At 44.0% G+C, this 14,141-nt stretch carries 11 protein-coding genes and 1 pseudogene; 3 read left to right on the top strand and 9 right to left on the bottom strand.

Annotation, left to right across the window (positions count from 1 at the left end):
* Positions 1-2,954: pseudogene (locus ACVA54_RS05615) on the top strand (hypothetical protein); the annotation flags it as partial.
* Between the two features lie 119 nt (positions 2,955-3,073).
* On the opposite strand, the gene ACVA54_RS05610 reads toward ACVA54_RS05615, so the two are convergent.
* Together ACVA54_RS05610 and ACVA54_RS05605 are read right to left on the bottom strand one after the other, a co-directional pair.
* A complete protein-coding gene (locus ACVA54_RS05610; RefSeq protein ID WP_099077930.1) occupies positions 3,074-4,267 on the bottom strand; it encodes a class I SAM-dependent methyltransferase in 1,194 nt (397 codons plus the stop codon).
* A gap of 166 nt (positions 4,268-4,433) precedes the next feature.
* A complete protein-coding gene (locus tag ACVA54_RS05605; RefSeq protein ID WP_446644304.1) occupies positions 4,434-5,837 on the bottom strand; it encodes a methyl-accepting chemotaxis protein in 1,404 nt (467 codons plus the stop codon).
* A gap of 90 nt (positions 5,838-5,927) precedes the next feature.
* Between ACVA54_RS05605 and yccX the strand changes: the two genes are divergently transcribed.
* The gene (gene yccX, locus ACVA54_RS05600; protein ID WP_099077932.1) at positions 5,928-6,200 is read left to right on the top strand and encodes an acylphosphatase; all 273 of its coding nucleotides are present in this window, start codon (positions 5,928-5,930) and stop codon (positions 6,198-6,200) included.
* A 2-nt stretch (positions 6,201-6,202) separates the two neighbouring features.
* On the opposite strand, the gene ACVA54_RS05595 is transcribed toward yccX, so the two are convergent.
* The 6 genes from ACVA54_RS05595 to ACVA54_RS05570 form a co-directional block, all read right to left on the bottom strand.
* Complete coding sequence (locus tag ACVA54_RS05595; RefSeq protein ID WP_099077933.1) at positions 6,203-6,532, bottom strand: TusE/DsrC/DsvC family sulfur relay protein; 330 nt, start codon at positions 6,530-6,532, stop codon at positions 6,203-6,205.
* 300 nt (positions 6,533-6,832) lie between these two features.
* Positions 6,833-7,495 carry a Bax inhibitor-1/YccA family protein gene (locus ACVA54_RS05590; protein WP_099077934.1) on the bottom strand — a complete coding sequence of 221 codons (663 nt, stop codon included), beginning with the start codon at positions 7,493-7,495 and terminating at the stop codon, positions 6,833-6,835.
* Between the two features lie 350 nt (positions 7,496-7,845).
* On the bottom strand, positions 7,846-8,595 hold the full coding sequence (locus ACVA54_RS05585; protein ID WP_099077935.1) for an amino acid ABC transporter ATP-binding protein: 750 nt from the start codon (positions 8,593-8,595) through the stop codon (positions 7,846-7,848).
* 23 nt (positions 8,596-8,618) lie between these two features.
* Positions 8,619-9,716 carry an amino acid ABC transporter permease gene (locus ACVA54_RS05580; protein ID WP_099077936.1) on the bottom strand — a complete coding sequence of 366 codons (1,098 nt, stop codon included), beginning with the start codon at positions 9,714-9,716 and terminating at the stop codon, positions 8,619-8,621.
* 1 nt (position 9,717) lies between these two features.
* A complete protein-coding gene (locus ACVA54_RS05575) occupies positions 9,718-10,923 on the bottom strand; it encodes an amino acid ABC transporter permease (protein WP_099077937.1) in 1,206 nt (401 codons plus the stop codon).
* Between the two features lie 223 nt (positions 10,924-11,146).
* Positions 11,147-12,175 carry an amino acid ABC transporter substrate-binding protein gene (locus ACVA54_RS05570; protein ID WP_099077938.1) on the bottom strand — a complete coding sequence of 343 codons (1,029 nt, stop codon included), beginning with the start codon at positions 12,173-12,175 and terminating at the stop codon, positions 11,147-11,149.
* A gap of 459 nt (positions 12,176-12,634) precedes the next feature.
* On the opposite strand from ACVA54_RS05570, the gene ACVA54_RS05565 reads away from it, so the two are divergent.
* Positions 12,635-13,555, top strand: coding sequence for an NAD(P)-dependent oxidoreductase (locus tag ACVA54_RS05565; RefSeq protein ID WP_446579355.1), 921 nt, complete (start codon positions 12,635-12,637; stop codon positions 13,553-13,555).
* 97 nt (positions 13,556-13,652) lie between these two features.
* Here ACVA54_RS05565 and ACVA54_RS05560 read toward each other — a convergent pair whose 3' ends face one another.
* Positions 13,653-14,135: a YajQ family cyclic di-GMP-binding protein gene (locus ACVA54_RS05560; protein ID WP_099077940.1), complete on the bottom strand. Its 483-nt coding sequence runs from the start codon at positions 14,133-14,135 to the stop codon at positions 13,653-13,655.
* Between the last annotated feature and the right edge of the window lie 6 nt (positions 14,136-14,141).

Genomic DNA, 14,141 nt, shown 5'->3' with positions numbered 1-14,141 from the left:
TTACCTTGACGCCAAACGACGGCCAAGTGGATGGGGCGCCTGCGAGTGCCGATCCAAACGTAACCCCAGCGAACGACGCACCAGAAGTGACCATCACCAAGGTGGAAAACTTTGTCGAAGACAGCGGTGCGGCCGATGGCAACCTAGTGGCGACGTTTGAGACGTTTGATGAAGACGGCGACCCAGTGAACGTGACGCTGAGCGACACGGAGAACTACCGTATTGAGGGCGACACGGTTGTGTTGACCGAGGCCGGTGCTGCGCTAGTGAACTCAGGGCAAGAGCTGCCACCGTTTACCTTGACGCCAAACGACGGCCAAGTGGATGGGGCGCCTGCGAGTGCCGATCCAAACGTAACCCCAGCGAACGACCAACCAACGGTCCTCATAACTGATAGCACGACAGAAAACCCTCAGAATGATGACAAAGTAACGGGTGAAGAAACGGCGAACATCACCGTTGATTTTGGGGGAAATGTTACTTCAGGTACCGCGACTGTACGTATAACCGATACAGAAGCGCAGAATGGCGAATTCCCCGCAGGAGATAACGACATTATATTGGAGGTGACGTTATCTGAAGGAAAGGCGACAGTACCTGGTTATACGGTTATCGCTAATGATGATGGCACATACACCATTACAGGCGTGGATGTAAGTGCTTTAAAGGATGGCATTTTAACCGCTGATTCAACGTTCAAATATCTAAATGGTCATGTGGTCAACGTTAATGATATTGTCACTAAAGATAGTGAGTATGGTACCGATGGCAACAAAGATGGAGAGATTGACGGCCCAACGCTAACTATTACAGACAGTACCGTTGATGACGGCGATGACAATATCACCGGCTCGGAGAGAGCAACAATCACTTTCAACCATGGTGAAGGAGTTAATACGGGCTTATCGGGTGTGAGCGATCTAAAAGTTGTGAATGGAAGTTCTATTATTACTTTGACTCTAGCACTTGGCTCTGACGGCACTTGGACCGCATCTGACGGTGAAGGCAACGTTTATTCAGTGACCGGTGACGGCCCATACCAGATTGAAGGGCTGGATGTTAGTTCATTGGATGATGGTCAGCTGACTGCATCGGCTACCTTTACTGATCAAGATAACAATACAGCCAGCGCGAATGATGATGTTCAGAAAGCGTCAAACAATCCGCCAACTGCTGATGACTTCTCTGTGAGTGTTGATTACTTATCTGACGATCCATCCATTGACTTCGCACCTCACGCTAAGGATGTGGAGGACGACCAAGACGACACTAAAGTTACCGATATCGAAATCACATCTTTGCCTGAACATGGTTATCTCTACTACTTAGACGGAGACACAGAAGTCAAACTCTCTGTTGGAGATGTTATTCCGGAAACAACGGACGTGAAATACAGCCTGACGACAGAACGGTTTGGTTTTGATTCATCGGATGTGTCAAGCATCGCAGATGGTACGATTAGCGATTCAATAACGATGAACGGGTTGACTTTTTACGCGGGGACGCTAGATAAATCGGCAAATGAACCAATATATAATCGTTTTATCAAAGTTGATCATGCAAATGACCAAGTCGGTTTGGCTGTTGTAGAGCAAGGTGAATCGGGTAACGGAGATGAGATTAGTACTTCAGAGTTTATCGCGATAAAACTCAATGAAGGGGTTGAAGCCGATCAGGCTGATTTAAGCTTCGCTAGCTTGAACAATAAGTTTAATAGTGGGGAGGCTTGGATTACGGTTGGCTTCTATAAAGACGGTGTCTTGATTTCAACTCAGCAAATCACAATAGATGATATTACCAAGACCGGGAATCATTCTGGTACCGCTACGGTTTCTCTTGATGGCTTCTTTGATGAGCTAAGAGTATTCCCAGAAACCAATAGTAATAGTGATAAAGCAAGTTTTACCATGGTTGGAGCCGATGTCACGAGCTTCAATGATATTGATGACTCATTCACTTATAAAGCGATAGATTCTGATGGAACCTACAGTGAAGAAGCAAAAGTAGACATCAGTATGGAAAATGTGATTGATGCGAAGCAGTTCCTCGGCAGTGGTGGTGTTGACACGTTTACGTTGTCAAGCGGACATGGTCAATTGCAATATGCTGGTGCTGGCTATGATAATAATCCTGCTTCCGTGTGGCAGGAGAACGTTTCGATGTCAGACGACCTTTTCATTTCTTCTGGCCATAGTAATGACCGTATTGAACTCGGCGCTGGAGAGGGGAACTATCGTGTTGATACAGGAACCTCAATTCCAAACCTCAATGGACTAGTTGATAGAGAAACCTTCGAGAGCTTTGAGTTCATGACTGCTTCAGAGGATAATATTCGGGATTCTGATGGCGCGCTTAAAAGCTCTATTGAAAGCCCAGTACAACCTTTAACCGACACAGTGAACTTAGGTTCTGGTCACGATAGGGTTGTTAGTCAAGGAGGAAATTTGGCCGCCTTCGGTGGTGCGGGCAACGATATTCTCCGTGGCTCTGATGATGGCTCTGATGGTCTTCGAGGAGGGGCCGATGACGATGTTCTTTACGGCCGTGGTGGCGATGATTACCTACGAGGCGACTCGGGCAACGACATCTTGATTGGTGGGTTAGGTAATGACTTACTGAGTGGTGATGATGGCGCTGATACCTTTAAGTGGGGCGTTTCTGACCTTGATGGTTCAACAGACACCGTTGCCGATTTTGATAGTTCTGAAGGTGACATTCTCGATTTTTCTGAATTGTTTGAAGATTTAGAAAGTGTTGAACTTGATGCTATTTTGGATTCGCTAAAAGGAAATAGTTCGACAACAGACGAGCGTGGAGGGTTTGATGTTTCGGTATCTGATGATAGCGAGCTGACGATAACAAAAGGTAGTGATAGCTTGACTATCGACTTTTCTGGTGCGTCAGACGTTACGTCAAGTCTAATCGATAGCCTAAACACGTTAAAACACGATTAAAGGTATGTGTTGTGTTGAGGGCTGAGACTGGCCCTCAAATAAAGCCTATCCTGCATAGAAACAAAAACGCCACTAGATTGATGTCTAGTGGCGTTTTAATTTAACGAGTAAAGGGAGACTTATAGTACCTTACAAGCAAAACCTTTCAGGTAGAAGCCCTCTGGATAAGCGCTATCGGTAGGGTGATCCGCAGCTTGCTCAAAGCGCTCGACGAACTTCACTTGACGGCCAGAATCGACCGCTGCGTCGGCAATGATCTTTTGAAATAAATCTGAGCTCATTAGGCCTGAACAAGAGTAGGTCAGTAGAGTGCCACCTGGTTTTAGGATTTGCATTGCCAACATGTTGATGTCTTTATAGCCGTTCGCACCTGAAGTCAGGTTATTCTTACTCGACACAAACTTCGGCGGATCCATAATCACAACATCAAACTGAGTGCCTTGATCACGGTATTCACGTAGTAATTTAAATACGTCCGCATTCAGGAATACAGCGCGCTTTTTCGAAATGTCGAACTCGTTGAGTTCTGCGTTAAATTTAGCCGTGTCAAGTGCAGGTTGAGATACGTCTGCGTTAATAACGCGCTTAGCGCCGCCCTTTAATGCGTAGAGGCCAAATCCACCCGTGTACGAGAAACAGTTTAAGACTTCTTTATCTTTGACGTATTTCATCGCTTGTTGGCGGCTGTCACGTTGGTCGAGGTAGAAACCGGTTTTGTGTCCACCAACGATATCGACGCTGATTTTCACGCCGTTCTCTTCAATCACGACAGATTTTGGTGGCTCTTCACCGTGGAGTACGCCAGTTTTCTCTTGTAAGCCTTCTTTCTTACGTACCGCGACATCAGAACGTTCGTATACATTACAACTAGGGAAACACTCTACTAGTGCATCGACAATCGCTTGCTTGTTGTATTCTGCTCCCGCACTTAAAAGCTGACATACAAAGAAGTCTTGGTAGCGGTCAATGGTGATGCCTGGTAAGCCATCAGACTCGGCGGCGATTAGGCGGTATCCGGTGAGACCATCACGTTCAATCACATCTTCACGAAGAAGCTGAGCATCTTTGAAGCGCTTAACGAAGAATGCCTTGTTGATGTCTTCCTTTTCAAAACTCCAGATACGTGCGCGGATCTGAGATGCTGGAGAATATGCAGCTTTAGCTAGCCACTTTCCATCGTGAGTGAATACATCAACGGTTTCGCCAAGAGAAGGTTCACCCTCAACTTTATTGATGCCTCGAGAGAAAATCCAAGGGTGCTTACGCTTAACCGATTTCTCACGACCTTTTACTAGATAGATAGCAGCTGTCATTTCTTTAGCTCTTATTAAATTTTGAAGGGGCGTATTGTCCGGGATGTTGTCTTCAAAAGCAATATCCGTTGGTAAACCAATCATTTGCTGAAGTGTTAATTATTGCATTGTAAGAGAGATATTAAAAAGAGCCACCGAAGTGACCCTTGCTATTTGTTCAACGTTATTAGGCTTTTAAACCCGTTAACAACGATTCCATCGTATCGCTTTGTGCACGAAGTTTCTCTACATTCTGTGTCGTTGTGCTGATCATGGTGCACACGTTATTTGCTTGTACACGGATTTCTTCAACGCTTGATGCAATGTTATCTGCGACCACTCCTTGCTCTTCAGCTGCCGTTGCAATTTGGATACTGCTGTCGGAGATGTTTTGGTTTTTATCCGCAAGAGAACCAATCTCGAGATCGACTTCCGCCATTAACGTTTGGCCTTTGTTTGCATTTTGAACCGTCACGTCCATCAACTTAGTCAGTGATTGGCTGTTACGCTGTAATGCTTCAATCATGGTTTGGATTTCAACCGTTGCTTGCTGAGTGCGACCCGCAAGAGCGCGAACTTCATCAGCAACCACCGCAAAGCCACGACCTTGCTCACCCGCGCGGGCAGCTTCGATCGCAGCATTGAGCGCAAGTAGGTTGGTTTGCTCTGAGATGCCATTGATCGTCGTGACTACCTCATCAATTTGTGCAGCATTGGCGTCTAGCTCTTCCACTGCCTGAGAAGCGGATTGGATCTCGGTTGAGAGATTAGAGATAGAGTGAAGGGTGTTCTCGACCTTAATTTGACCAGATTGAGCAACACTTCGTGCGTCATCTGTTTGTGCACTCGATTCATGGGCTAACGTCGCGACTTCACGAATCGTAGAAGCCATTTGTTCTGTCGCACTTGCTAGCGAGTTTAAGTGCTCTTGCTGCGTGTTGGATATTTCTGAACTGTTGTGAATGGATTGATTAAGGTCTGAGCTAATTTGTTGCATTAGCGCGACAGATTCTTGAATCGACTGAACCATCTTTTGTTCGCGTTCGGCGACTTTGTCGATAGTAATTGCGATTTCGCTGAACTCATCACGAACAGGGAAAAAATTCATACGAGCGGTTAAATCACCATCAGCAAGTGTGTTTAATGCTTTGTTCATCGTAAACATCGCGCCACCGATGAACGTCATGATGTAATAAACGGTTAACGCAATAAAGAAAAGGGTAACAAGGACGATGCTAACTTGAGTGCTTGTTAGCGCTGTCCATAACGTTTGGTCGTGATTGATCTCGAGACTAAATGCGCCGTTCATTACAGATACGGAGCCAGTGCCTGTACCAAAAGAAATGGTATCAGAATTTGCAATTAGGTTTGCAACTTGTGTTTGCGAAAGGTTGCCGGCTTCAATGAGCCCTTTCATTAACACCAACTCTTCTTGATTCATATCAGAAATGAGAGTGCCTGTGGCACTGTTCATAACGAATGTTAGAATGATTAATGCGAGAACGGGGAGGAAGAAGAGTAAGTAGAACTTCTCTTGTATCTTTAAATGGATGAGATATTTATCAATCCAACGGAAAGCAATTTCTTTCATAATTATTATAACCACATAAAAACCCACTATCCTTAGTGGGAGAAATAGAATGAAATAATATATCACCCAATATAATGGAGCGGTATAAAGATGAACCTAAAGTGTGAGAAGTTTACAGTAAAAGGTCATGTTCAAGGAGTAGGTTTTAGATACCACACTTCACACCAAGGATTGAAGCTTGGTCTAACGGGTTATGCTAAGAACTTGAACAATGGTGATGTAGAAGTGATGGCTTGCGGCACGGAGTCACAAATTGCTGAGTTTTCGATTTGGCTTGAAGAAGGCCCACGGACGGCAAGCGTCGAAAGCGTCACTAAGGAGAACGCCTCCTTTAAACCTTTCCGTGGGTTCAAAATCTTATGACATTACAAGCACTTAGCTGGTTTTGGTAGACCTGCCAGTTTTGTGGCCTGTTTAGCTGGCCCCTTCTTGAACAGCTTGAATAAGTACTTACTGTTGCCTTTTTCTGGGCCGTGTGCTTTTTCCATCGCTTTTACAAGCATTCTTACCGCAGGAGAGGTATTGAACTCTTCATAAAATACACGTACGAAATGAATCACTTCTAAGTGGGCTTCTGTTAGCTCAATTTCTTCTTCTTTTGCCAAAAGCTCAATCATGCCTTCTTCCCACTGTGTGTAGTCGAGTAGATAGCCTTGAGCATCGGTTTCAATTTCTTTACCGTTGTAAACGAACATCGCCTTTGTATCCGCTTATTAATGACTGATAGTTATAGGGTAGCTTAGAGAAAAGGTGATTCTCAACAAAAGAATCTCAATCTCATGCTGAGCGCAGTAAAATCGTACAAGCTAAGTGGAGTGCTTTGATTAGGGATATTCAACAATTTGCCATTTTATTCAGGTTGTTAGAAAAATATCGGGGTGAACACTTTAAATAATGCATAGGTATTCTACATATCGATTAGCGTAGGTTTGGTTAAACGAAAAAGCCCGAAGGAAGTACCTTCGGGCTTTTGTGTTTAAGTTCAATCCAACGAATTAGTCGTCGTTCATGATGCCTAAAATGCTTAGTAGGCTGATGAAGATGTTGTAGATTGATACATATAGCGTGATTGTCGCTGAAATGTAGTTTGATTCACCACCACGGATGATACCTTGAGTTGTCATAAGAATCGCCATGGTCGAGAACACAATAAACAAGCTGCTCAGTGCTAGGTGTAGGATCGTTGATTGGATGAAGAAGCTCGCAACCATACCGACGACTAGAACTACAAACAATGACAGCATTAGGCCACCCATCATTGATAGGTCACGTTTCGTTGTTAGCGCGTATGCGGACGCAGCCATGAATGACAGAGCAGTACCGCCAAGCGCGGTTAGAACGATGTCTCCCATGCCAGCACCGATGTACATGTTTAGGATTGGACCGACGGTGTAGCCAAGGAAACCTGTAAATAGGAACGTAAATACCAGGCCAAGGCTATTATTGCGGTTTTTCTCAGTCAAGAACAGCAAGCCATAGAAACCAACCAGCATTAGGATGATACCTGGATGCGGTAGATTAAACGCCATCGATACGCCAGCCACAACGGCGGACCAAAGTAGAGTCATAGAAAGTAGTGCATATGTGTTACGCAATACTTTATTGGTTTGTAGAGCACTTTCTTGAGTAGTAGTGCGAGTAAACATAGGACTGTTCATAATCTTCCTCTATAAGGGATTTCTGGTCTTTGATATATAGATATATATGGGCATGAAAGTTCAAAAAATCAAGCTTAACTTGCCTATATCTGGTACAAAATGATAATAGAAATAATGTGTTATGTATGTGGCAACTTGTAACACAATATTACTGCGTTGCATAGCGAAGCGTCGCTTGGTACCTAACGCGATGTAAGCCAGTTCACGACGTTCATTGTGAGATGACTCAATTTACAACGTCTTGAACCAACTGCAGATTCGTAACAATAAACTTGAGAGCATGGTTGAATAATGAAAAGCACTGATTTAATGTCAGCGCTTTTCATTTTATCTAAATTCTCAAGCTACTGTTAGTGATGAAGAATCTGAGCCAAAAAGTTTTGAGTTCGGTCTGACTGAGGATTTTCAAAGAAATCAATTGGGTTGTTCTCTTCAATGATTTCTCCGGCATCCATGAAAATAACACGGTCAGCGACTTCTTTAGCAAAGCCCATTTCGTGTGTTACACAAAGCATCGTCATGCCTTCTTCTGCCAATTCTACCATTACGTCTAGCACCTCTCGAACCATTTCTGGATCAAGTGCGGACGTCGGTTCATCAAACAACATCACTTTCGGGTTCATACACAGAGAGCGCGCTATCGCTACACGCTGCTGTTGACCACCAGATAATTGTCCTGGGTACTTGTCAGCTTGATCTGGGATCTTAACGCGCTCAAGGTATTGCATTGCGACCGCTTCCGCTTCTTCTTTGGGCATTTTCTTTACCCAGATAGGCGCAAGCGTGCAGTTCTCTAAGACCGTTAGGTGAGGGAATAGATTGAAGTGTTGGAAACACATACCAACTTCGCGGCGAACCGCTTCGATGTTTTTCAAATCTTCGGTGAGCTCTGTACCTGAGACATAAATGCTGCCCGCTTGATGTTCTTCTAGGCGGTTGATACAGCGAATCATGGTTGATTTTCCTGATCCCGATGGTCCGCAGATGACAATTTTTTCGCCTTGCTTGACTTCAAGGTTGATGTTCTTCAGTACGTGAAACTCACCATACCATTTATTCATGTCCTTTAACTGGATCATGTAATCTTGATGTTGCGTCATAATACGTCCTTGATCTTAATGAGTTATCGTTTGTGACCGGTATGAAGTTTGTTTTCAAGCCATATTGAGTAACGCGACATGCCAAAACAAAATACCCAAAACACTAACGCGACAAATACATAACTTTCCGTTGCGAATCCAAGCCACTCCGGGTCGGTATTCGCAGCTTGTCCAATACCAAGTACGTCGAACATACCAATGATAAGTACAAGACTGGTATCTTTAAACAGACCGATAAAGGTGTTCACAATTGATGGAATGGTGATCTTAAGCGCTTGGGGCAGAATGATCAGTCCCATCTTCTTCCAGTACGTTAAACCGAGTGCATCGGCGGCTTCATATTGGCCTTTAGGAATCGCTTGCAGACCGCCACGAACCACTTCGGCCATGTAAGCGGCACTAAACATCACAACGCCGATCAGAGCGCGAATGAGTTTATCGGTTTCTGAGCCTTCGGCTAAGAACAGCGGCAGCATGACCGATGCCATGAACAATACAGTGATTAGTGGGACGCCACGCCAAACTTCAATGTATACGGTACAAATACTGCGAATAATTGGCATTTCTGAACGTCGGCCCAATGCTAATGCAACGCCGATTGGCAGTGATACAACGATACCCACGAGCGCAATGATCAGAGTAACGAGCAAGCCACCCCATTTGTGTGTATCTACCACCTCAAGCCCAAACACGCCACCATATAACAGTGCCGCAACTAGAAATGGATAGACGTTGACGAAAAATAGCCAGATCCAAACTCGTTTAGGTGTTTTTTCATAGGCCAGCAACGCCGTGAAGATCGCTAACGTAATGTAAAACAGGCGAGGGCGCCATAGCTCCGCTTCTGGATAGAAGCCGTACATAAACTGCTCCCATCGCACACTGATGAACACCCAACATGCGCCATCACGACTACAATCGTCGCGCGTTGAACCAATCCAATCTGCATTGATAAACGCCCAATCAATAATGGACCAAAGTGCAGCAATTACGAAGTACGCAAGAATAAGCGTAATGACAGAATTTAGTGGGCTAGTAAATAAGTTTTTGCGTAGCCAACCAACCACACCGACAGTATTTGAAGGTGGTGGGAGATCAGGCTGAAACTGATGTGTGCTCATATTATCTCTCCACCAATGCTACTTTACGGTTGTACACGTTCATTAACGCAGACGTAATCAAACTTAACGTTAAATATACCCCCATAGTCATGGCGATGATCTCAATCGCTTGGCCCGTTTGGTTAAGTGTTGTTCCTGCAAAAACGGACACGAGATCTGGGTAACCAATTGCCATCGCCAATGAAGAGTTCTTAGTCAAATTTAAGTACTGGCTAGTGAGTGGAGGAATGATAATGCGCATAGCCTGAGGAATGACAACAAGTTTAAGCGTTTTGGCACGAGGTAGACCGAGAGACATCGCCGCTTCGGTTTGACCATGACTTACTGCATTTATCCCTGAACGGACAATCTCTGCGATGAATGAGGCGGTGTAAACGCTCAGAGCCAGAAGCAGTGCTGCTAATTCCGGAATGATGCTAATACCGCCACGAAAGTTGAAGCCTTTTAGTTCAGGGTAATCGAGAGAGATAGGCATGCCAGCTAAGAAATATACCAAAAGTGGAAGACCAACGACTAAGCCTAGCACAATCCGGACCATTGGTGTTTGTTGTCCAGTCAAGCGTTGTTTGTTTTTAGCCCAGCGTCCAATCAGTAGGCTTGCAAGCACGCCCAAAATAAATGCGGCAATAACAAAACCACTGCCATGTCCCATTACAGGAGATGGTAAGAAGAGACCACGAACATTTAAGAATATGACTTCACCTAGGCTGATACTTTGTCTAGGCGAGGGTAGAGCTTGTAGAACTGCGAAATACCAGAAGAAGATTTGCAAAAGAAGAGGGATATTACGAAAGGTCTCGATATAAACCGCTGCAAGTCGACTGATGAGCCAGTTGGAAGAAAGTCGTGCGATACCCATAACAAAACCAATAATGGTTGCGAGGATAATCCCCAAAACAGAGACTAACGCGGTGTTAAGAAGGCCGATGAAAAAAGTTCTCCCGTAAGAGAATGTTTCATCATATTCGATAAGAGTGAGCCCAATCCCAAAGCCCGCCTCTTGGTTTAAAAAATCAAACCCAGTTGCAATACCACGAGCGTTAAGATTGGTAAGTGCGTTATTAATGATGGTGTAAAAGAAAAAAACCAGAGCAGCAATCGCAATGATTTGAAAAAGCGCAGAACGGAAGACTGGATTATAAATCAGGCTTTTCTTTTCGTTTGGCTTGGACATCGTAGTTAGTAATGCATTATTCGTCGGTTTCATACAGCGATAACCTCAAACCTATATCTATAGATATCTATGAAACCAGCAGCCATTCGTAAGTTATTCGCTGAAAACAGGATGACAGTTTTAGTTGCTGAGGTGGCAAACTATAATAATCAGGTGCTGTTTTAAGAGATTGTGCCCTCGTGCTGGCTGATGGCTAACTGATCGAGACGGATATGATCAAGAAAAGGGCGGCACTAACCGCCCTATATCGCTTCTCTTATCGGATAGGTGGTGCGTACATGAAACCGCCCGCATTCCAAAGCGCATTGACGCCACGAGAAATTTGTAGAGGAGAGTTTGTACCCACCGTACGCTCGAAGCTTTCACCATAGTTACCGACTTGCTTAATAACTTGGTAACCCCAATCGTCACGAATGCCAAGACCTTTGCCTTTCGGGCCATCTACACCAAGAATGCGTTTGATGTTTGGATCGGTTGATTTCAACATTTTGTCGGCATTCTTTGAGGTAACGCCGTATTCTTCGGCATTAATCATTGCAAATAGTGTCCATTTTGCAATATTGAACCATTGGTCATCACCTTGACGAACAACCGGACCTAGAGGCTCTTTAGACACGATTTCAGGAAGCACGGTTGCTGAAGATGGGTCTTGTAGGTTTAAACGAAGGGCATAAAGACCAGATTGGTCTGTAGTGAGTACGTCACAGCGACCAGCATCGAAACCTTTGGATGTTTGTGCTGCAGTATCAAATACGACCGGTTTGTAAGACATGCCTTGATTACGGAAGTAGTCTGCTAGGTTAAGCTCTGTCGTTGTTCCCGACTGTACACAGACTGAAGCGCCATCAAGTTCTTTGGCACTTGAAATACCAAGATCCTTTTTAACCATAAAACCTTGGCCATCGTAGTAGTTCACACCAACAAAATTAAGACCAAGAGCAGTATCACGATGAAGTGTCCAAGTGGTATTACGAGGAAGCACATCGATTTCGCCTGATTGTAATGCTGTGAAACGTTCTTTCGCGGTAAGAGGAACATATTTCACTTTGCTTTTATCCCCAAGCACAGCGGCAGCTATTGCTTGGCAATATTCTACGTCGATACCTTCCCACTCACCTTTTGAGTTAGGGTTGGAGAACCCAGGTAGACCAGTACTGACACCACATGTAAGAAAACCTTGCTTTGTGACTTTGTCCAAAGTAGTGCCTGCTGCTTGAGCTGACATTGACATCATGGCAGTGGAAGCCACTACTACGGAAGCAAGAACTGTTAATTTATTTGCCATTTGTATCCTTCCTGTATGATCCATGTTTAATCAGGAGCGACCTGATACAACGTGTCCAATTTATTAGTGTTATCGTCCTAGATGGTTGTTTTACGAATAAACGACAATCGATAAATCAACCAGTTATAAGCGTAGAAAAGGATCTGATAATTCTCAAATATATAATTTAAAAAGGGTTTTGAAGAGAATCACAAAATGCCTACAAATTAGAATGACGAAATGTAAAACAGTTGTAAATAGTGCAACAAGTGGTTAATTCAGTGCGTCAGAACAATCGATAGTCTGGTTGAGTAAACTGTAGAATAATTGTTTGTTCTTAAAAGTGTCAGCAGTTGTGCGAAACTGAGTTAGCATGAAATTCGAACAAAAATTATTTTTGATATCGAAACTTGGTGAAGTGGTTGCCCAGTTTTTGGTAGCATGAGTCTAGACAGTTAATTGAAATCATCATGGATTGAAATGCGATACTTTCCCCTGTTCTTAGATTTAGTATGCAAGCCAGTGCTTATTGTCGGTGGTGGTGAGGTTGCGAGCCGTAAGGTTGAAGCGTTGCTTAAAGCAGGAGCTGACGTCACGATTGTATCTCCAACACTTGTTGACTTCCTCGCCCAATTGGTCGATTCGCATCAAGTGAGTTGGATTCAACGCTTTTATTCTAGTGACATTGTCACAAAAACATTTGTCCAAGTATGGGCGACGACTGATAACCCAGAGATTAATCACCAAGTTTATAAAGATGCAAAGGAACTAGGAATCCTAGTTAATGTTGTAGACGACAAACCATATTGTGACTTTATTACACCTTCGATGATAAATCGCGGGCGCATTCAAATTGCTATCTCAAGTGGTGGCGCATCCCCTGTACTGATTCGTAATATTCGGGAAAAGCTTGAATCAATCCTCCCACAGAATATGGGATTAATTGCAGAATTTGCTAACTCCAAACGAAACTCTATCAAAGAAGCGTTACCGAGTGTCGATCTGCGTCGTAAGTTCTGGGAGAACTATTTTTCTAATCCAGAGGTAGAAAATGCGCGTGATAATCGAGAGTTGGAAGCCATCTATCAGCACACAATGGCAAAACCGTTGGATGAGAAAGGCAGTTGTACTTGGATTCAGGTAGGTGCTGACGTCGAAATGCTGCCGATTAAAGCGGTGCGATATATGCAACAAGCTGAATTTGTTCTGTATTCGACGAAGTGTGCTGCTGATGTGATGGAGCTGGTTAGGCGAGATGCAGAACGAGAAGCGTTCACATGTGCAGCAGAGTTATCCGATAGACTGGCGAAGGCAAAAGAACAAAACTTGCGTATATGTGTATTTATACGTCAGGGCACGAGTGAGTTCTCGTTACTTCAAGGGCAAGACTTAGTTATCTGATTGAACCGCCTACACTGATGCAAACAAAAACGCCAACAAGTTACTTGTCGGCGTTTTCAATTTGACGTCAAACAACTAATGACGTGGAGAATAGTGCTTAATCACGGAAATTGTTGAACTGGAATGGTTGACCCAGTTCCGCTTCACGGATAGCCGCCATCGTTGCTTGTAGATCATCACGCTTCTTACCAGTAACGCGAACTTTATCGCCTTGAATAGAAGCTTGAACTTTTAACTTCGCGTCTTTGATGAGCTTAACCACTTTTTTCGCTGTTGGTGTATCAATACCTTGACGGAAAACGATGTTTTGTTGCCAGTTCTTGCCTGTAATATCAGGCTTTTGTGCGTCCATTGCATTCGCATCAATATTACGTTTTGCTAAATGACCACGCAAGATGTCACGCATTTGCTTTAGTTGGAAGTCACCTTCCGCTAACATTTTTACGTTTTCTTCTACTAGCTCAAAGCTCGCATTCACATTGCGGAAATCAAAACGAGTAGACAGTTCACGGTTAGCGTTATCAACCGCATTACGAAGTTCAACGGTATCGATTTCTGAAACAATATCAAACGATGGCATGGAGAT

The organism is Vibrio sp. PNB23_22_6, assembly GCF_052877535.1.
This window is presented reverse-complemented; position numbering and strand designations above follow the sequence as displayed.

Coding starts and splice junctions, on each gene's coding strand:
- ACVA54_RS05560 (WP_099077940.1), bottom strand. CDS start 14,135: ATGCCATCGTTTGATATTGTTTCAGAAATCGATACCGTTGAACTTCGT.
- yccX (WP_099077932.1), top strand. CDS start 5,928: ATGAACCTAAAGTGTGAGAAGTTTACAGTAAAAGGTCATGTTCAAGGA.
- ACVA54_RS05585 (WP_099077935.1), bottom strand. CDS start 8,595: ATGACGCAACATCAAGATTACATGATCCAGTTAAAGGACATGAATAAA.
- ACVA54_RS05580 (WP_099077936.1), bottom strand. CDS start 9,716: ATGAGCACACATCAGTTTCAGCCTGATCTCCCACCACCTTCAAATACT.
- ACVA54_RS05610 (WP_099077930.1), bottom strand. CDS start 4,267: ATGACAGCTGCTATCTATCTAGTAAAAGGTCGTGAGAAATCGGTTAAG.
- ACVA54_RS05590 (WP_099077934.1), bottom strand. CDS start 7,495: ATGAACAGTCCTATGTTTACTCGCACTACTACTCAAGAAAGTGCTCTA.
- ACVA54_RS05570 (WP_099077938.1), bottom strand. CDS start 12,175: ATGGCAAATAAATTAACAGTTCTTGCTTCCGTAGTAGTGGCTTCCACT.
- ACVA54_RS05565 (WP_446579355.1), top strand. CDS start 12,635: ATGCGATACTTTCCCCTGTTCTTAGATTTAGTATGCAAGCCAGTGCTT.
- ACVA54_RS05575 (WP_099077937.1), bottom strand. CDS start 10,923: ATGAAACCGACGAATAATGCATTACTAACTACGATGTCCAAGCCAAAC.
- ACVA54_RS05595 (WP_099077933.1), bottom strand. CDS start 6,532: ATGTTCGTTTACAACGGTAAAGAAATTGAAACCGATGCTCAAGGCTAT.
- ACVA54_RS05605 (WP_446644304.1), bottom strand. CDS start 5,837: ATGAAAGAAATTGCTTTCCGTTGGATTGATAAATATCTCATCCATTTA.